Origin of the sequence: Lewinella sp. W8, from assembly GCF_004375085.3 — a bacterium.
Classification (GTDB): Bacteria; Bacteroidota; Bacteroidia; order Chitinophagales; family Saprospiraceae; genus Neolewinella.
Genome location: NZ_SNAQ03000002.1, coordinates 338,638 through 357,535, shown reverse-complemented (window position 1 = coordinate 357,535; position 18,898 = coordinate 338,638). Strand labels below are relative to the sequence as shown.

Sequence of the window (18,898 nt, the reverse complement as noted above, 5' to 3'; positions counted from 1 at the left end):
TTCAAGGTTTGCGAAGCATTGCGGAAAGAACGGCCAAATGCTGCGCTAGAAGTGCCGTTTCTGGGCCGAGAATTCCATCGCTTCCCCCTTGCCGAAGCCGAAGCTGAAGCCGAGGGTGATGAAGCGTCCGCGGAAGCGGCGGTTGTAGATGGTGAAGTCCTCCTGGATAATCTGGCTCTCCTGAATGCGGGAAACGAAGACGTCGCGGACACTCAGGTTGAGGGCGCCCCGTCCCTTCAGCAGCTTCTTGCGGACCCCCATATCGGCGAAGAGCTGATCGGACACGGTGCTCTGTACCGTCTGGAAGGCGGACTGGTACTGCCCGGTCACCTCAACCTCCAGATCGGCGGGTAGCTTCATCTTGGCCGTGATGCGGCCCGACCACTGGTCGGCCGAAAAATCGAAGGACTGCCCTTCGAGCTCCCCGACCCGCTGAAAGAAGTTGAAGTTGAAATCGCCCATGAAGGAGACCTTCTTGCCCGGGCTGTACTTGCCGTTCACTTCCAGTCCCGTCGAGGCATTGGTGCCGATGTTCATGGGCATCACCGTATTGACGTTGTTGGCGAAGGAAGAAACCCGCTCCACTACGTCGGTGGTGTAGCGGTGATAGACACCGGCGTTCAGGGAGGCTTCCCCGAAGATGAAGATGCTGGTGAGTTCGTAGCTGTCGGTGTACTCGGGCTGGAGGTCCGGGTTGCCGACGCGGATGTTGAAATCGTTACGGATGTTGAAGAAGGGGTTCAGGTCCCAGAGGCGGGGACGGAAGATCCGCCGGGAGTAGCCCGCCTGCACCGAGAAACCCTCGTTGATCTTGTAGCTGCTGTGGGCGCTGGGGAAGAGGTCGGTGAAATTCTGGTTGTTGCTTTCCCCGGTGGTTTCGAGGAGGGTACGCAGGTCGGTATTCTCTACCCGCATACCGAGCTTGAGGCCCCACTTACCGAATTCGTAGGCTCCCGTACCGTAGAGGGCCAGCACGTTCTGGTTCCAGTTGAAGACGTTGGTCAGGTCGGGGTTGTCTACGAAAACGCCGTTTTCGAGATTCCGGACGGCGAAGTCATTACTGACGTCCTTGATGACGTACTGCGCTCCGGTTTCCAGCGTCCACTTGTCGTCGAAGGGGCGGGTGTAGTCCAGCTTGAAGGTGTTTTCGGCTTCGAGGAAGTCGGTGCGGGTCTGTTGCTCGCCGTCGCGGTCCTGTCCTTCGATGGTGGTGTTCAGGAAGGCCGAGGTCTGATCCTTACCGAAGTAGCGGCCGAGGATGCTGAAAACGAGATCGTGGTCCTTGTCGTCCTTGAAGTCCCGCTTGTAGTTCAGCTCGTACTGCCATTTGGGATTGGTGGCTTCGGTGGTTTCCGAGCGGGCCCAGCGGGAAATCTCGTCGCCATTGACGTCTTCCAGGCGGAACTCGGTGCTGGACGGCTGGTCTTCCACCTCGTAGGCAAAGTTGCCCGAAAGGGTGATGACGTTACGTTCGTCGATGTAGTAGTCCGTGCCCAGCACGAAGTTGTAGAATTGCTCGTTACGGAATTCCTCCCCTTCGGAGAAGAGAACGTTACCGGTGGTGAGGTCGCGGTTGATGGAGCGGGTGTCGTTGGGCAGTTCCCGGTAGCCGGCACCGAGCTGACTGAAGAGATTGAACTTTTCCGTGCGGCGGTTCAGGCTGAGGCCGAGGCTGTGGTTGTGGGGGGCACCGACGTTCAGCGTCATGGAGCCGTTCATGCCCTTGCGCTCTTCCTTCTTCAGGACGATGTTGATGATGCCCGAGGTGCCCTCGGCGTCGTACTTGGCAGAGGGGTTGGTGATGACTTCCACGGACTCGATCATGTCGGCCGTCAGGGTACCCAGGGCGTTGCCCTGCTCGCTGGCGATGACGGAGGGTTTGCCGTTGATCAGTACCTGCACGCCCGTGCTGCCGCGCAGGCTGATGTCGCCCTCGATGCTGACGTTCACGGAGGGGACGTTATTGAGCACCTCCAGGGCACTGGCGCCGGTGCTGCTCAGGTCCTTACCGACGTTGAAGACCCGGCGGTCGAGCTTGAACTCGGTGGAGGACTTTTCGGCCCGGACGGTCACTTCGTCGAGCATGGCCGACTGGCTGGCCAGGGAGAGCGTCCCGAGGTCCACCACCTTCTGCCCGGCGGGGATCTCTTCGATGGTGAGTTTGTCGTAGCCGATGAAGGAGATTTCGAGGAAGATATTTTGGCGGTCGGTGGCCACGGTAAAGCGTCCGTCAGCGTCCGTGGTGGTGCCGGTGATGGCCTGGCGATTGTTCCGGTCGCCGACCATGACGGTGGCGAACTCCACGGGCGTGCCCGAAGCGGGGTCCACGACCTGGCCGGTGAGGGTGATGTCGGTGGCCTGGCCGAAGAGGCCAGCGGGGATTACGAGAATAAGCGTAAAGAACGTAAGGACCAGTGATTTCATGGGGTTGCACTTTAAAACGATGGGGCAAAGAACCGGTTTCGGCGGCTAGCAAACCACTAAAATCGGTGAACGACGAATTTGGGTTGGTGATCAACGGGGCGTGAGCAGCGGTCCCGGGTGAACGACCGCTTCCCGCCGGGGAGCAACCGGATAATCTGGCTTTGGAGGAGACTCTTGGCACCTGCACTTGTTGCCCCCAACCTAAAGACGTCGCGCCCAAACGATGCGGAGGCTCGGAGGCATGATTCAACCTTTCGGACGCAAATAAATTATCTACTTTGCAGCCTTATTTATCCCAACATGTCCGAAGAGGAGGAACAAGACGAACTTTTTGATTCCCGCCAGATTCTGGTGGACCCCAAGCAGAAGCCCGTCCGGATCGACAAGTTTCTGGCCGATAAGCTGGCGGGCGTCAGCCGCAGCCGGGTGCAGAACGGCATCAAGGCGGGCTCCATTCGCGTGGACGGCCGCTCCGTGCGCCCCAACCACAAGCTCATGCCCGGGCAGCTGATCACGGTCGTTACGCCGCGCTACCGCGCCGAGGGGGAGCCGAGCCTGATCCCGGAAGACATCCCGTTGGACATCCGCTACGAAGACGACGACGTCATGGTCGTCTACAAGCCCCCCGGCATGGTCGTCCATCCGGGCGTGGGGCACCGGACCGGCACCCTGGTGAACGCCCTGGCCGGCTACTTGCAGAAGGAGGACCTGCCCGTGCTGCCGGGCAACGACAACGACCGCGTCGGCCTCGTACACCGCATCGACAAGGACACCTCCGGCCTGCTGGTGATCGCCAAGACGGACTTCGCCATGACGCACCTGGCGCGCCAATTCTTCGATCACTCCATCGACCGCACCTACCAGGCTATCTGCTGGGGCGAGCCGGAGGAACCCACCGGCACCATCAACGCCCACCTGGGGCGGGACGTGAAGAACCGGCAGAATTACCGGGTCTACGAGGAGCCCGAGGAGCACCACAAACACGCCATCACCCACTACCGGACGCTGGAGCCCCTCTACTACGTCAGCCTCGTGGAGCTGAAGCTGGAAACGGGCCGCACCCACCAGATCCGCGTCCACTTCAAGTGGATGGGGCACCCGCTGTTCAACGACAGTCGGTACGGTGGCGACCGGATCGTGAAGGGCACCATCTACAGCAAGTACAAGACCTTCGCCGAGCGCTGTTTCGAGCTCTGTCCGCGGCAGGCCCTGCACGCCAAGAGTCTGGCCTTCACCCACCCCAAGACGGGCAAACGCATGGCCTTCGACAGTGAGCTGCCCGAAGACATGACCGCCTGCCTGGATCGCTGGCGCGCCTACGTGGGCCCCCGCCGGCAGAACGACCAGTTATCATGAGTCCCACTGCGGCGGTCACGGACTGGGTGCACACCGTGGTGGTCGGCTTCGGCCTCTGTCCCTTCGCCGCCCATCCCTTACGCAACGGTCAGGTCGCCTTTCTGGAAATCGATGCACCGGACATTCCGACGGCTTTTGAGATGGCGATGACGCAGGTGCAAAGTTTCCTGGCTCAGGAGCCAGGGTTAGGATTTAGGATTGAGGATTTAGGATTTAGGGAAACGGAGGGAGAAGAAGGAAGAGGGAAGAAGGAAGAAGTAGAGAAGAAGAAGGAAGAAGAGGGAGGAGAGCTCGTCCGCCCAGGCGCGAGGCACGAGCTGACTGGTCGGCCGAGCGGGGGAGGAGAGGAAGGATTGAGGACTCAGGATTCAGGATTTAGGGAAACGGAGGTTAAGGAAGAAGAAGGAAGAAAAAAGAAGGAAGACGAAAGTAGCGTTCATCGGATGTCTCCGGGGCGCAGCGAAGGGTCATCCGATGTATCGCGGCCCGCAGCGCCCGAAACTACGCTCTTGGTCTTCTCCCGCACCCTCCGGGATTTTCCCACCTTTCTGGATTTTGTCGCCACCCTCGAAGACGTGCTGGCCGAGACCGGGGCCGATCAGCTGGTGCAGCTGGCCCATTTTCATCCCCAGTACCAGTTTGCGGACCTTTCCTTCAAGGATGCGGCCAACCGCACGAACCGGGCTCCCTATCCGGTGGTGCAACTCCTCCGCGTCGCGGGCGTAGCCCGCGCCATTGAGCACTACCCCGACGTGGAGGCCATCCCCGAGCGGAACATTCAGCGGATGCGGGAGGTGTTTAGGGAGGAGGAGTAGAGTTTTAGGGTAAGTCTGGTCAGGGGGTGGTTGAAGCACTTGGGCCGCAGGTTCGTGCGGCGTGGGATGCACTGGTGGTGCTCGATGCAGTAATTTGTGCTTACAGCGAAAGGTCACGGAAGGCGTCGCCCATCCCGGTAGCGGGAAGAAAAAGGGGGAGAAGTGTGACAAATCTATCGTTGGGCCGAATAATGGACTAAACAGCATCCAGTTTGGACGAAAAAGAAAGAATATTCTTATCGGTTCTTGACGGTCACAAGGGCATCATCTACAAGGTTGCTAACACCTACTGTAATGATGCATCCGACCGGGATGATTTAATTCAGGAAATCACTCTGCAGATATGGCGGTCAATCGACAATTATCGCGAAGAGTATAAGTGGTCGACCTGGATTTATCGGATCGCCTTGAATACGTCAATTTCTTTTTATCGGAAGAACAGCACACGTAGGGCGAGAACGGTAGGCCTTGGCCAAATAATTGAAGTGCCAAACGCGGATGACGAATCTCCCGATGACGAAAATTTTGTCTTGCTAAGAAAATTCATCCGGGAACTCCGAGAAATTGATAAGGCTTTAATCCTCCTGCATCTCGAAGGACTGAGCAGCCAGGAGATTGCGGACATTATGGCCACCACCCAAACCAACGTAACCACCAAAATTTCCAGAATCAGGAAGAAGCTTAAACTCAAGTTTCAAAATCACAAAAAGTAAAGAGAATGGATAGCATGGAATTGCAAAACATTTGGCGGTCCTACGACCAGAAGATGCAAAGTGTCCTCACCATAAATAAGGAGATTGCTTTAAATCTTTCGCGGCAGAAGCTGGATAGACAAATCAGTAAACTCAACCGTCCGAAATGGACGGGGGTGCTGATTGGCGTGCCCTATACAATGCTATTGTTCAGCATTACGGTAGTCGCGGCGTTTTCCGAGGCCTACTTCGTGGCCATTGGTTTTGGTGCGATATCCCTGATTATGGCAGTAGTGCTCGGGAATTATTTCTATCAGTTGCACTTGATTAGTGAAATCCGAAACAGTGAGGATGTGCTCTTTACACAGAAGCAATTATCGAAACTGAGGATTTCGAGTTTCAACGCCCTGAACTTCTCCGTCTTTCAGCTGCCCTTTTGGTCGGTATGCTGGATAAGCATCGAAGCGCTGAAGGCCAGTCCATATGTCTACGGCGGCGTCAACTTACTGGCGTTCCTTGTGCTCACCTTTATTTCTTTCTGGCTGTTCCGGCAGCTAAGTGACCATCAGGGAGCGTCAAAGGTTAGGGATTTCTTTCTGTCGGGGAGTGAATGGGAGCCAATTACCAAATCGGCAGCCATACTGGAGCAGATAAAGGAATTCGAACAATAAAATCAACGGTAAGCGATGAGGAATTTAGCAACCTTTGCCAATTTTTTTAATCCGCTTAGTTCGTTTCAAACTAAAAAATTAACGATGAGAAATACGTTTTTTATCCTGGCTGCTTTGGCCATGCTTAGTGGCTGTACTGCCAACAATGAATCCAGTATTACCCCGCAACCTACCTTAGCTGATTATGCGGTGGGCGAAAAATGGGTCTGGAAATATCAGGGCGTAACCACCGCAGGAGAAGTGCGTTCGGACGGAACGGATACGAGTGAAGTCATCCGGCTTGACGGGGCTTTAAGTATGGTTAGCGGTAACGGCAGGGATACCACCCCCGTGGCCCAAATTGTTACCCCGGAGGACAGCGAAACCCCGAAGTACGACTGGCCGCTCGAAGTGGGTAAGCAATGGAAATACGAAAACAATTGGACGAGTCAGGATGGAACCACCGGGAACCAAAGTCAAACCGCCAAAGTACTTTCGTACCGAGAAGAAACGGTGGGCGCGGGAACCTTTATGGCCTACACGATTGAGTATACCGGGACGATTTCTAATTCCAGAGGTTACCGTGCGGAAGAAAAGGAAGTCTGGTTGTACGCTCCGGCAGTAAAGAATTTCATTAAGCTAACGCAAATCCAGGGTGATTTTCGGTACGTGGAGGAATTGATTGACTACGCTAAGCCAAAATAAAAACGAAGGACGCTTCACGTTCAGCGTACGGACCCAATCTTCTTCATTGAACACCAAGCGTTAAACTAGAGAAGTCCTTCAACAAAACCTTTCGCGGTGCTGCGCATAGCCCGATCGGTACGCCAAAAACGTAAAAAGCCTTATGGGGAATAGAAAAATTATCGCATGGTTGCTGTTGGCTGTGGGGCTTTCTTTGAGTATGGCCTTTTTTTGGGCGGTTGAATTTCCTCAGGGACTGGAGGCCTACCTTAGCCGGGAGTACTACGGCCAATTTGGCCCATTAGTCATTAGCGTCGAACTCCTCATTGCGGGCTACTACTTATTGGTTGGAGATGAAAAGACCAACTTCACGCTGGCCCTCTTTGGATTTACGGCTTTACTGGATCCGATTTTTGATCACTTAGGGCTGTTCGATAGCCTCGTGCCCCTGTACGGAACCATCACGCTGTTGGTTTGTGGACTGCTGTGCCTATGGTTGGCGTTTGCCAATCCATTTAAATTGAAGCGGTTGTCTTATTTGACGGCCACGATCAGTGTAGTGCTAGGTGTTTTGGTTGAGTGGTTCTTTAATTTTCCGTGATTGGAAGTTGCTGACCTTTAGTTTGTGGGGTAGTAAGCGGAATATTCAAAGGATGCGGGAGGTGTTTTCGGGCGAGGCGTTTATGAAGGCTTGGGACGGATGAAGCGAGGATATTGAAGATTTATGCGTTGCGTGTATCCCCCGCCCGGGCGGGGGATACACGTTAATTTGGGTAAATACGTCAATTGGGTCATTGTTAACTGCAGAGTTGCGTATTTTGGTGACCGCAGGTTGGGATATGCGCAATTATTTCGCGCCTATAGCCGGTGTTTACGCAATGCGCATATAACAACGTTCTGCGAAACTAGATAATGAAAGTCAATAATAATATCGTGAAACCACAGTAATTAGTAACCTATGTGTAGATTGCCAGGCTTTTTATTAACTGTATTGTTGTTGTCTTCTGTAATAATCCAGGGGTGTCAGTCAACTGAAGATTCAGTGTTGCGGTTAAAGGGAGTCAATTTATTATCATATCAATTCACAGGATATGCTGGTACTACTGACAGATCATATAAAGATTATGAAAAGTTAAAGAAATTACCAGTTGAAGCGTTGTTAACTTATTATGAAGAAACGAATAATCCAGTCTTTAAAGGATATTTGGGGTGGGCATTGATTGATAAGCGCTACGATCAATTTGTGGATTTTTTTGAAAAGGTTCGAATTGATACAACCAGAGTAGCTATGATGTCAGGTTGTATTGTGAGTGATGATGTATTAAGTAATATCTTGTACGATAAGCTAATCATAGAAAGTTATGATGACAATGAACTAGGCTATATCTCAACTACAATTAATTCGATTGATAGTATAATCTTGAGTAGTTCTCTTAGAGACAGATTGTTTTACAGGGTAATGCAGAAAAGTGGAGAACAGAGAAAATCCTATAGCTTGATCAAGGAAATAGCTTATTCTGGTAATAGAACTGCCATTTTTCACTTAGCCCGATTTCAAAAAGAACATGATTTAGAGTTTTTGCATGAACAGAAAGAGTTGATCCCTGAAATTGTAGTTCATTTCCCTCATCATTCTTTCCGTGAAATTCTAAATAATGAGATGAATACTTATGAGTGCGGTGAAGAAGGCTACAGCCGTACTTTGGCCGGGTATTTAATGACAGGAAACTCATTTGATAGAATCATCACCAAGCTAACAAGTGAATGTACTCATATCCAGATTCGTAATTTACTTATTTCAAGTGCTATGTATACTTTTAGTAAGCCAGTTAATGCTTTAATTGAGTATAATTGGAGAAATTATAGAGAAATCGATGACGCGGGATTTAGACATTTGAAGTCAAATAAGGATAAGGAAATACAAGAGATTCTGCTTGACGGGGTAATAAATGGTAAGGGAGAATTTAGTTTTGTTTGTTCAGACTATGAGTTTGATTTGAAGACGGCTTTTTTCCAAGAACTAAAATACCTTCCTGATAGTATTAAGGCTGAAGTAATTATCAACAGCGCGAGAAATATGAATTCTCATGATTTGTACTCTCTTCAAATGCTAAGTGAATCAATTAAAGTCCCCTCTAAGTACCTCCTAAATGCATTGATAGAACAGATTAGGTCGAGCCGATACGCATTTCGAATGTTCAATATACTTGAATTACTAAAGCCTCATCTGGCTTTTTTAGATAAAGACCGTTTGGTTATAGTGTTTAGAGAAAACACTAGCTGGGATACAGGAAATTGGACGTCACACTTTAGGGAGGAGTTTAAAAGCATGAGAATTGATATATAAAACGCAGAACTTTGCCGCATCGACAATGCTCCTTTCAGTCGCACTGCGTTGCGGCTGGGAGTTGAAGAAAAAGTCTCCCCTGCGCTCCGCCCTTCTCTCTAGCAGTAAGGAGCTCTGCGCATGAAGTCAGCGGAAGAGCGCTGCTGCGCCCTTCCGCCAACATCATGCCTGCGGCAATTTCCAAATTACAAATTTTTTTTCGAGCTTCGCTCGACACAATTTTTATAATTTCAATACTGCGCAGAGCACCTTATGTAGCCTTCCCCAAAAACTGGACAGCTCGTTTTTTGAAAATCTTTAAATTCGAGTTGTTATGAAAAATAAACGATTTAGCGAGACGCAGATCATTACTGCGCCAATCGCTACGAACAGGGCATCTCGGTCAGCGACATGGCGCTGAAACTGGGGGAGTTTCGCAAGCGGGGACTGGAAGAATAGCCCCCCAGCCCCGGCTTTACAAGCTTTTACACCCCTTTACGACCATCCGCCGTAGGTTTGGGGAAATCGTTTCCATTGCTGCTTGCGGCAGTTGAAGTCTCGTTCATCCTTACTGATCGGCCATGAAATTCACCTTCGCTACACTCTTTTTACTGCTCTTCTGCACCTTTGCTAAGGGCCAAAGCCTTGGCATGAAATGGTACAGCGAGCGGGAATACGATGGCGTCACCATCCAAAACAGCTATCCCCGTGGCGGACCCTATCCCGGACCCACGGATAAGCACCACAATTACAGCTACCTCGTATTCTATTCGCGGATAGTGAACGAGACGGAGCACCCGATCGAATTGTCGGTTTGTTTTTCCGCCGACTCCATCTCCATCCCCAACTCCCCGAATACCTTCGTCAAGGTCTTCCTGCCGTCGGACACGATGACCCTGGACAAACGGGATAAATTTAGCTACGGAATAACCCAACTCGCGTCGTTCGATGAGCCGACAAGTTTCGATAGGACAATCGGTCCCCACGAAGACTGCCTGTTCTATTCGGTAGCCCTTTTCTACCAGGCCAACCCGGGGGCCTTCAACGAAGATCGGGGCGGCAACCGGGCAGAATTTATTTTGCGGGGGAAGGAGCTGTTTTACAATCTTTTGCCGCAAATAGACGCCCTGCCCTGCGGGCAGATTGCCGTTGGTAAATGACGGATGCTTCGGGCGGTGGTTCTCCGCCTTCAGCATAGTGTTGAAGAAGCCCTTTACAAGCTTTTACATCCCTTTACCCGGGCATCCCGTAGGTTTGGCGCAAATCAATTTTCCATGAACTTCGATTCCTGCGGGCGCCTGGCCCTACTCGTCTGTCTATTCATTTCAACCCTGTTCTCCTGCGGCCCCGCGGCGGTTTCCACCGAGTCCGATGATGCCCCCGCTCCGGTGGCGGCGGCAGCTCCGGAGCAAGTCGGTAAGTACGTGGTGGAAATCTTCGAGGACCGGCAGGGAACCCTGTGGTTCGGCACGCTGTCTAAGGGCGTGGCGCGCTACGATGGTGATACGCTGGTGTACTGGACCAAGGCCGACGGCCTGGCCGACAACGCCGTGGTCAGCATCGTGGAAGACCGGGAGGGTGACCTGTGGTTTGCCACCCACGAGGGTTTGTCCCGCTACGACGGAGAATCCTTCACCAACTACGGGGAGGCCGACGGACTGCCGCACTTCCGCCTCTCCGGCTTGCTCCTGGACCGGGAGGGCATCCTCTGGGTACGCACCTGGGGCGGTGTGGCCTTCTTCGACGGAGAGACTTTTGTCCCCCTCGAACTGCCCATTCCCGATAACGTGGAACTACTGGACTACCAAACGACCATGGACTGGGTCACCGTCATGAAGGAGGACCCGGCGGGCAATCTTTGGTTCGGTCGGGACGGCTACGGCGCCGCCCGCTACGACGGGCAGTCCTGGACCCACTTTACGGAAGCCGACGGGCTTCCCTCCAATAACGTGCAGGAAATCCACCACGACCGGGCGGGCAATGTCTGGTTCGGTACCCGGGTGGCCGAACGCGATCACCCCGATCCGGAGCAACGTAAGGGGGAGGGTGGTCTCATCCGCTACGACGGGAAAAGCATGCAGGGTTTTCCGGACCACCCCGGCCTCCACCACGCGGATACCTACTCCCTCTACGAAGACCGGGCCGGGGATCTCTGGGTCTCCACCATCGGGGAGGGCGTCTACCGCTACGATGGCACTGACTTTACGAATTACCGGCAGTGCAAGGACCTTAATCCGCTCGGACCCGAGGTGGCCTTTATGGGGATCCAGAGTATGCTCGAGGATAGCCGGGGTAACCACTGGTTCGGCTGCTCGGGTGGCCTGTTCCGGCTGCGGGGCGACGGGGTCGAGAACGTGCCCGTAGGCTTCTTTTTGCGGTAATTGGTCGGAAGCCTGCTTTACGAAGGCCTCGCCGAGTGAAGCGGCGTCCGAACACTGTTGGTCAGTAGGTGGGGACGTGAGTTTCGGTTTAGTTCATTAATTGCCGCAGCGCGCAGGTGCCAAGACGTGGGTAGGGCCGTGGTATGGTCGTTAGGGTACCTGGTGATCTGCGATTCCGTTGGAATCGCGCCCGAATGTATAGGCGTCCAGTAGCGGCAAGGTATACTTGCCGCTACTGATTTAATTATTTTGATTCAACTTTCCCAAGTTCCGGGCTTTACGAAAAGCATGATCAGTCGAGGGACGGAATCACCCAGGGATAAGTATATGGTGTTTCCTTTCCTCGAAAGGAAACCCAACCGGACTGGGGTGCCTAACGGGCTTTCCGCGAAAGAATGTGGCCAATCGATCTTGTACTATCTTACCCTCTTTGATGGTGTGGTCGCCTTTCGGGGAAAGGCGACACCAGGGATTCCTTCCTGAAATGCGTCATCACTGACCAAGAGAAAACAAGCTTCTAGAAAAAAGCATAACCGAACAATTCAGCCCACATCTTCGTACAACCGCCCACCGCCCAGCGATTCAAACCCCCGCTAAAACGGTCAGTAGTAGGTTGTAAATCAGTCCGTTATTATCCCTTCCGCAACTCCTTCTTCAAAATCTTTCCCGTAGCGCTTTGGGGCAGGGCCTCGAGGAATTCAACGTGGCGGGGATATTTGTAGGCGGCGATGCGCTCCTTGGTCCATTCCCGGAGTGCTTCTTCGGATACTTCAGCACCCTCCTTAAGCACCACGCAGGCCTTGATTTCCTCCCCAAACTGATCGTCCGGCACTCCGATGACGGCCACGAGGCTGACCGCCTCGTGCTTCATCATCACGTCCTCCACTTCGCGGGGGTAGACGTTCAGTCCGCCGCGGATAATCATGTCTTTGGTGCGGTCCACGACGTAGAAGAAGCCGTCTTCGTCCATGACGCCCACGTCCCCGGAGTGCAGCCAGCCGTTACGGATGGTTTTGGCGTTGGCCTCGGGCTTGTTAAAGTAGCCCTTCATGACGTTGTGCCCCCGATAAACGATCTCTCCCTTTTCGCCAACGGGCATTTCTTGGTCGTCTTCCCCCACGATCTTAACCTCCACGCCCCACACGGGCGTGCCGATGGAGCCGGGCTTACGCCCCTTTTCCAACTGGTTGAAGGTCACGACGGGAGAGCCCTCCGACATCCCGTAGCCTTCGAGGATCTGGACGTTGAATTTGGCCTCGAAGTCCTCCAGCACCTTAACGGGCAGGGAAGCCCCGCCGGAGAGGCACATTTTCAGCTTGGCGGCAATAGCGTCAAGGTCGAAGGTTTTGTTTTCGTAGTTGAGCAGTCCCCAGTACATAGTGGGTACCCCGGCGAAGATGCTGACCTCGTGCTTGAGCATGAGCCCCAGAACGGCCTCCGCGTCAAAGCGCGGCAGGAGCACGTTGGTGACGCCGCGGTAGACGCCGGCGTTCATCATGACCGTCATGGCAAAAATGTGGAAGAGCGGCAAGACGGTGAGGAGTTTGTCTTCCGCCCCCGCTCCGTACAGGTCGGCGGAGAGGATGGCGTTGAGCGCCAGGTTGCTGTGGGTGAGCTCGGCGCCCTTGGGGCGCCCGGTGGTGCCGGAGGTGTAGATGATCACCGCCGTATCCTCGGCGCCGGTCTGGGCGGTCTCCCTGGTGGGAGACTGCCCCTGCATGAGCGCGCCCAGGGTGGTCAGTCCGTCGATGGGCGAGGGATCCGTAGGTTGGGCGGTGATGACGAAGAAATGCTCACAGGAGGGAACCGAGCGGAAACCCGCGTAACCTTCTTCCAGCATGGGGAGTCCCGGCGCGCCGAGGAAACAGAAATAGGCTTTGGCTTCGGAATCCTTGAGGTGGTATTCTACCTCGTCCCGCTTGAGCAATACGCTCAGGGGTACCACCACGGCACCGGCCTTGAGGATGCCGAAATAGATCATGGGGAAGTAGGGGAGGTTCAGGCAGCTGAGGGCGACCTTATCTCCGGCCCGGATGCCCGCCGCGGCGAGGCCATTGGCGATCTGGTTGGCCGCCCCGTTGATCTGGGCGTAACTCAGGTGGGTATCCATGAAAATGAAGGCATCCTTGGTGGGATAGCGCCGGGCACTATCCTCCAGGAGGGTGGAGAGGTTGAGCATGATCTGTTCTTTTGGGCGAGTCACGGACAAGCCACGGGTAAAGTCGGAAGAATAATTCGCTTTGCGTAGGGATGGCCCGGGTAAAATCCCGGAGTAGCCTCCGCTTCCGCTTCAGGATTGGCTTTCGCGGGTACTTTCGCAACGGAATGCTAGCATCGTAGCGAAGAGACTATCCGGGAATGCGTAATTTCTCCCGCTCCGCGTAACGGACTAATCCCTTTACCCATAAACGGACAAACAAATCCCCCCTCATGAAAGTCAGTAAGCACTTTTTTTACGGCCTGACGGTCCTTGCTCTCCTATTTACTTCTACCACCCTTCGTGCCCAAAGCATCCAGTACGGCGGCAAAAGCTTTACCAAGTTTGAAGTGCTGGAAGGCAGCGTGGGCACCGACGGTAAACACATCTCCGTCTACCTCGCCGAATATGCCCTACCCACGGAGGCTGGCGACATCGTCAAGGGCGATAACCTGGAGGGCGTGCCCGACGGCTATTACCTACAGCTGGAGGTCAACTTCCCGGATGGCGTTAAGTTTCCGATCCTGCCCGAAGACGAAGTCCTGATCGAAACCTCCGATCAGCAGGCTAACCTGGCCGAAGAGGCTTTGCTGCGGGGGCAAATGGCGGAATACGACGAGGAGAAGGGCGCCCGGGAAGCCGGGGCCATGCGGATGAATGCCGAAGAAATTGCCGCCAAAACGAAGGAAATTTCCCGAAAGATGCAATCGGGGGAGCTTTCCCCCGACGAGGCCGTACGGCAGATTGAGGCCCTCACGCAACCGCTCCTGGAGCAGGTGGAGGCTTCCGAAGCGGCGAATCTTTCCATCGAGGAATACGTGGCACCCGCGACTTTCGCCATCAAATTGATGGATACCAAAAATCTGACTTCCTCGACCATATTTTCCGGACGGCTTTCCGTGACCCGCTTCGACGAAAACGCCTTTGAGGCCAGCCTTAACGGCGAGCACGTCGTGGAATGCATGGAACGCCTGACGGCGAGCAGCGCGGCCAACGAAGCCCGCTGCCGGGGCGTCGAATCCGACTACGTTCCCGGCCTGAAGGTGATGTCGGAGGGCACCATCAGCGTACGGATCAAGGTTCCGCTTAAGGAATTCAACGACTGGAGGTAGCGAGCACCGGATGGCCATTTTCCCGCTACTGGTCTGGTCATATGGCGGGCCACCAGAAATTATGGCACTTAGGTTGACCGGTAAGATTTGCGAAGGCATAACCTCCTATTTTGGGGTCAAATGCTTCGTATGATTGCCCCGCTGCCCGCGCGACTGTTCCTGATTTCCTGCCTCATGTGGTCCACCGTTGTGGTGGGGCAGCCCGATACCGTTCACCTGCCGCCGCCCACTGGGCCACTGCCGGTCGGTACGGTCTCCTTCGAATTGGCGGATACTGATCGCCCGGCCCGGTTCGGGCCCGTACGGGGACGGTCACCCCGCTCTTTGATGGTCCAGATTTGGTATCCGGCGGAAAGGTCCGCCTCCGAAGTGAGGGCTCCCTACAATCCGGTGTCCGCCGATTACCGAAAGGTGACGGGGAACAGTTACCTCCGGGCGCCCTTCGTCGAAGGGAGCGGGAAGGCTCCGGTGATTGTCGTTGTTCCGGGACGGGGAACGGAACGCTACCTGTACACGGTGCTGGCCGAAGAGCTGAGCAGCCACGGTTACGTGGTGGTGTCCGTGGACATGCCCGGCATCGGGTATACCGTTTACGGCGACGGATTGGTGATTCCTCCCAGCAAGGATTTTCGGCCGCCACGGGGGATGATGGGTGGCCCCTACGAAAAGGTGGATTCTTTTTTTCAGGCGCCTACGGAACTGGGGGTGGAGGACCTGACCCTGGTCCTACGCCACCTCGAAGAACTGAACCGGGCGGATGCAGCGAATCGGTTTACCGGTCGGCTGCAACTGGATGGCATCGGCTTATTCGGGCACTCCCTCGGGGGGAGGATTGCCGGTGCCCTGGCGGCCCGGGACGGCCGGGTGAAAGCCTACGCATCAATGGAGGGAATCCCGCCCCGGGCGGTGCGCTACGAAGGGCAAATCACATTTCCCACCCTGTTGCTCTGCTCCGACGGGACCTGGCCCTACGCCAAGGAGAACTACGGAAGCATGATCGAGAACCGATCGGCGGCGGTGTTCATGGTCCTGCTGCCGGGCTTCGGGCATAATTCCCTGACCGATAATCCGCTGATTTATCCGGATAATTTCCGCAGCGAGATAGATCCCGCCACGGGACTGACCGTTGGTCGCAAGCTTTTGCTCACCTACTACGATGCGCTGCTCCGGGACGGGGATAATCCCGGTCCGGTACTCAAAAAGATCGAGGAAGTAAACGTAAGGGCGCACGAATAGTGGAGTGATCACTTTTCCTTATTCTTGGGGATGGAAATCCTTCATCGCATCCGAGATTGTACGATTTGCCGGGACCACTTGCCCCACGGCGTAAATCCGGTGCTGGCCGCACATCCCGAAAGTCGGGTGGCCATCATCGGGCAGGCCCCGGGCAGCATCGTGCACCGGACGGGAATCCCCTGGGACGACAAGAGTGGCGACCGCCTGCGGGAATGGCTGGGCGTAAGCGTGGAGGAGTTTTACGATGCCCGCAACTTTGCCATCATCCCGATGGGATTTTGTTACCCCGGAAAGGGAAAGTCGGGGGATTTGCCACCCCGACCGGAATGCGCCCCGCAGTGGCACGGAATACTCTTGGAGCAGCTAACCAATTTGGGATTAACGCTCCTCATCGGGCAGTACGCCCAGGCCCGCTACCTGGGGGAGCGGCGCAAGCGCACCCTGACGGAGACCGTCCGGTCGTGGAAAGAATACCTGCCGGATAAACTGCTGGTTTTGCCGCACCCTTCTCCTCGCAACAACATCTGGCTGCGGAAAAACCCCTGGTTTGAAGCGGAGGTTCTGCCGGAACTGAGAAATATCGTCCAGCGGGGATAGGTAGGGTATCCGGCAGATCCTGCCGGGGAGTATTTTGCCATTGGGGAACTAATTTCTCCTTCCTTCATCCAAACGACCCCTGATGCGTTACTAATCCCGGACCAAGCCACACGGATGACGCTCCAAGAACGAATTGACGTAATGGTCGCCCTGGGCGACCACCTGAGACGGGATAACGATGAATTTCTGGAGGCGCTGCAAAAGCGCACCCAGTTTCACAACGACTGGTTTACGCTGGAGCACCAGCGAGCGAGCCTGATGGCCATTGCGGATGCCTTCCTCCGCCGCGAAAAACTGGAAGCCTGGGTACGTAACTACGCCATACCCGACTGGCCGGCCCCGAAAGCCGTCGGGTCCTCCGCGCCCAAAACCATCGGACTGGTTCTGGCGGGCAACATCCCCCTGGTGGGTTTTCATGACGTGCTCTCGGTGTTCATCGCCGGTCACCGGTCCCTCATCAAGCTGAGCAGTAAGGATGAATACGTGATGCCCTACCTGCTGAAGCTGCTGGCCAAATATGACAAACGGACGGAAACGTACTTTACCCTCACCGACCGGCTGGAAGGCTTCGACGCGGTCATCGCGACGGGCTCCAACAACTCTTCGCGCTACTTTGAAGCCTACTTCGGGCGGTACCCCCACGTGATTCGCAAAAATCGCAATGCCGTCGCCGTGCTGCGCGGCGATGAAACCACCGAGGATTTCCGGGCGCTGGGAAGGGACATCTTTGAGTACTTCGGACTGGGCTGCCGCAACGTATCCAAACTCTACGTTCCGGAAGGCTATGACTTCAATCCGCTGCTGGAAGTCCTCCACGAATGGAAAACCCTCCAGAACCACACGAAGTGGAAAAATAACTTTGATTACAACTACGCCCTGACGACGCTGAACAAGGAAAACTTCTACCTCAGTGGTCCGCTGATGATCGTGGAAAACGATCAGATCGCCTCCCGGATCGCTACCCTGCACTATAGTACCTACCGGGACGTGTCTTCGCTGGAAGAAGAACTGCGCAACCGCCGGGAAGAGATTCAGCTGATCGCGGCGCCGGATGGCTTCCTTTCCCTGCCTACATTCCCCTTCGGCCGGGCCCAACGGCCCGGATTGACCGACTACGCCGACGGAGTAGATACCCTCGCCTTCCTCCAGGAATTGTAGGATGCGTTAGGCCTCCCAGGCCGCCTGCCAGTCCCGCATGGCTTGCTGGAAAACGAGGTTGGCCGTGCCGCAGGTGACCAGGTCGAAGCCCCGCTCGGCCATGGCCCGGGCGTCTTGAGGATCGACGGTGAAGATGCCGGTAAAGAGGTTATTTCGCTTCGCGGCGGCCAGCACCTCATCGATGACGCGGAGAAGCTCCGGGTCGCTGAAGTCCGCCCGTTTTTCCAGGCCCAGGCTTACGCTGAGGTCAAAGGGGCCGACGTAGAGTCCGTCCAGTCCGGGCGTTGCCGCGATGGCCGCTAATTCCTTTACCGCTCCGGCCGTTTCGACCATGGAGAAGCACAGGGTCTCGGCGTTGGCCCGCGCGAAGTATTCGTCGGTATGCAGGCCGGCCCGGAAGGGGCCGAAGCTCCGGTTACCCAGTGGAGGATACTTCGCCGCCCGTACGAAGGCCGCCGCATCGGCGGCGGAATCAACCATCGGACAGATCAGTCCCTCCACCCCGTAATCGAGTGCCTTCATGATCAGTTCCGGGCGGTTCCAGGCCAGCCGCACCAGGGGGATGCTGCCCCCGGCCCGCATGGCTTGTAATATGGGGAGGAGGTCCGTTTGCTCGACCATTCCGTGCTGTAAATCGAGGGTGATGCTCTCCACGCCACCCGCGCTGATCCACTCCGTATTCCAGGAGCCGGGAGTGTTTTGGAAAAGGTTGTACAGCGGAGTAGCCTGCTGAAGGCGGGATCGGAGATGCATGGGGGATGGATTGGATCAACGGCAAAATAAGGACAGGTGCGCGAAAAGGCAGCGGTTTGATGTATACCCCTATTCTGTAGCCTAAGTCCTTGATCCTTCATCCTGGGTGTCGCAGGGCCCGGGCCGTTCTGCGAACGGGCCGCAGACCCCGCTCCGCAGTAAGGAACGGCCTTCCAGGCCGATAGAGAGGTGTTTCCGTCGCCCCGAGAAGCTTCCTCAGAAGCCCGCGATGCATCGGATGATCCCTCACGGTGCTCGGGAAGCATCCGATGAACGCTACTTTCCGTCTTCCGTCTTCCTTTTTCCTAGCCTTGTCCAGAACCTCCTTCTTTCTTCATCAAACTTCCTTCTTCCTGAATCCTTGAGCCTTGAGCCTAAACAAACGACCGGCCTGCGGAGCAGACCTCCTCCAGGATTTTCTTCCTTCTTCAATCTTCCTTCTTTTCCCTTCCTTCGTCCTAAATCCTCAAGCCTCAATCCTAAACAAACCCGCCCACCGTCCGAAGACGGCAGGCGG

17 protein-coding genes are annotated in these 18,898 nt (G+C 55.1%); 13 read left to right on the top strand and 4 right to left on the bottom strand.

Annotated features, from left to right (window positions below):
* Positions 1 to 45 precede the first annotated feature (45 nt).
* The gene (locus E1J53_RS03895; RefSeq protein WP_134271466.1) at positions 46 to 2,424 is read right to left on the bottom strand and encodes a TonB-dependent receptor; all 2,379 of its coding nucleotides are present in this window, start codon (positions 2,422 to 2,424) and stop codon (positions 46 to 48) included.
* Between the two features lie 300 nt (positions 2,425 to 2,724).
* On the opposite strand from E1J53_RS03895, the gene E1J53_RS03890 reads away from it, so the two are divergent.
* The 9 genes from E1J53_RS03890 (at position 2,725) to E1J53_RS03850 (ending at position 11,328) form a co-directional block, all read left to right on the top strand.
* A complete protein-coding gene (locus E1J53_RS03890; RefSeq protein WP_134271468.1) occupies positions 2,725 to 3,780 on the top strand; it encodes an RluA family pseudouridine synthase in 1,056 nt (351 codons plus the stop codon).
* Positions 3,777 to 4,595 (top strand): DUF1415 family protein, encoded by an 819-nt coding sequence (locus E1J53_RS03885; protein WP_134271470.1) that lies wholly within the window; start codon positions 3,777 to 3,779, stop codon positions 4,593 to 4,595. The genes E1J53_RS03890 and E1J53_RS03885 overlap by 4 nt, the downstream gene beginning before the upstream one ends.
* Before the next feature lie 212 nt (positions 4,596 to 4,807).
* On the top strand, positions 4,808 to 5,308 hold the full coding sequence (locus E1J53_RS03880; RefSeq protein WP_134271472.1) for an RNA polymerase sigma factor: 501 nt from the start codon (positions 4,808 to 4,810) through the stop codon (positions 5,306 to 5,308).
* Between the two features lie 5 nt (positions 5,309 to 5,313).
* Positions 5,314 to 5,958, top strand: coding sequence for a hypothetical protein (locus tag E1J53_RS03875; RefSeq protein ID WP_134271473.1), 645 nt, complete (start codon positions 5,314 to 5,316; stop codon positions 5,956 to 5,958).
* Positions 5,959 to 6,042: 84 nt separating this feature from the next.
* The gene (locus E1J53_RS03870; RefSeq protein ID WP_134271475.1) at positions 6,043 to 6,642 is read left to right on the top strand and encodes a hypothetical protein; all 600 of its coding nucleotides are present in this window, start codon (positions 6,043 to 6,045) and stop codon (positions 6,640 to 6,642) included.
* A 142-nt stretch (positions 6,643 to 6,784) separates the two neighbouring features.
* Positions 6,785 to 7,222, top strand: coding sequence for a hypothetical protein (locus tag E1J53_RS03865; protein ID WP_134271477.1), 438 nt, complete (start codon positions 6,785 to 6,787; stop codon positions 7,220 to 7,222).
* A gap of 357 nt (positions 7,223 to 7,579) precedes the next feature.
* Positions 7,580 to 8,968 carry a hypothetical protein gene (locus E1J53_RS03860; protein WP_134271479.1) on the top strand — a complete coding sequence of 463 codons (1,389 nt, stop codon included), beginning with the start codon at positions 7,580 to 7,582 and terminating at the stop codon, positions 8,966 to 8,968.
* Positions 8,969 to 9,528: 560 nt separating this feature from the next.
* On the top strand, positions 9,529 to 10,107 hold the full coding sequence (locus E1J53_RS03855) for a hypothetical protein (RefSeq protein ID WP_134271480.1): 579 nt from the start codon (positions 9,529 to 9,531) through the stop codon (positions 10,105 to 10,107).
* 114 nt (positions 10,108 to 10,221) lie between these two features.
* Entirely contained in the window at positions 10,222 to 11,328 is a 1,107-nt protein-coding gene (locus E1J53_RS03850) for a two-component regulator propeller domain-containing protein (RefSeq protein ID WP_173021355.1), read from the top strand.
* A 631-nt stretch (positions 11,329 to 11,959) separates the two neighbouring features.
* On the opposite strand, the gene E1J53_RS03845 is transcribed toward E1J53_RS03850, so the two are convergent.
* Positions 11,960 to 13,507, bottom strand: coding sequence for a long-chain fatty acid--CoA ligase (locus E1J53_RS03845; RefSeq protein WP_134271484.1), 1,548 nt, complete (start codon positions 13,505 to 13,507; stop codon positions 11,960 to 11,962).
* Between the two features lie 251 nt (positions 13,508 to 13,758).
* Between E1J53_RS03845 and E1J53_RS03840 the strand changes: the two genes are divergently transcribed.
* The 4 genes from E1J53_RS03840 (at position 13,759) to E1J53_RS03825 (ending at position 17,628) form a co-directional block, all read left to right on the top strand.
* Entirely contained in the window at positions 13,759 to 14,637 is an 879-nt protein-coding gene (locus tag E1J53_RS03840; RefSeq protein ID WP_134271486.1) for a hypothetical protein, read from the top strand.
* A 120-nt stretch (positions 14,638 to 14,757) separates the two neighbouring features.
* Positions 14,758 to 15,873 carry an alpha/beta fold hydrolase gene (locus E1J53_RS03835; RefSeq protein ID WP_134271488.1) on the top strand — a complete coding sequence of 372 codons (1,116 nt, stop codon included), beginning with the start codon at positions 14,758 to 14,760 and terminating at the stop codon, positions 15,871 to 15,873.
* A gap of 24 nt (positions 15,874 to 15,897) precedes the next feature.
* A complete protein-coding gene (locus E1J53_RS03830; protein WP_134271490.1) occupies positions 15,898 to 16,470 on the top strand; it encodes a uracil-DNA glycosylase family protein in 573 nt (190 codons plus the stop codon).
* A 114-nt stretch (positions 16,471 to 16,584) separates the two neighbouring features.
* Positions 16,585 to 17,628, top strand: a complete 1,044-nt coding sequence (locus E1J53_RS03825; protein WP_134271492.1) for an acyl-CoA reductase — start codon at positions 16,585 to 16,587, stop codon at positions 17,626 to 17,628.
* Positions 17,629 to 17,634: 6 nt separating this feature from the next.
* On the opposite strand, the gene E1J53_RS03820 is transcribed toward E1J53_RS03825, so the two are convergent.
* Both E1J53_RS03820 and E1J53_RS03815 read right to left on the bottom strand, forming a co-directional pair.
* The gene (locus E1J53_RS03820) at positions 17,635 to 18,381 is read right to left on the bottom strand and encodes an HpcH/HpaI aldolase/citrate lyase family protein (protein ID WP_134271494.1); all 747 of its coding nucleotides are present in this window, start codon (positions 18,379 to 18,381) and stop codon (positions 17,635 to 17,637) included.
* 276 nt (positions 18,382 to 18,657) lie between these two features.
* Positions 18,658 to 18,813: a hypothetical protein gene (locus E1J53_RS03815; protein WP_154640129.1), complete on the bottom strand. Its 156-nt coding sequence runs from the start codon at positions 18,811 to 18,813 to the stop codon at positions 18,658 to 18,660.
* Between the last annotated feature and the right edge of the window lie 85 nt (positions 18,814 to 18,898).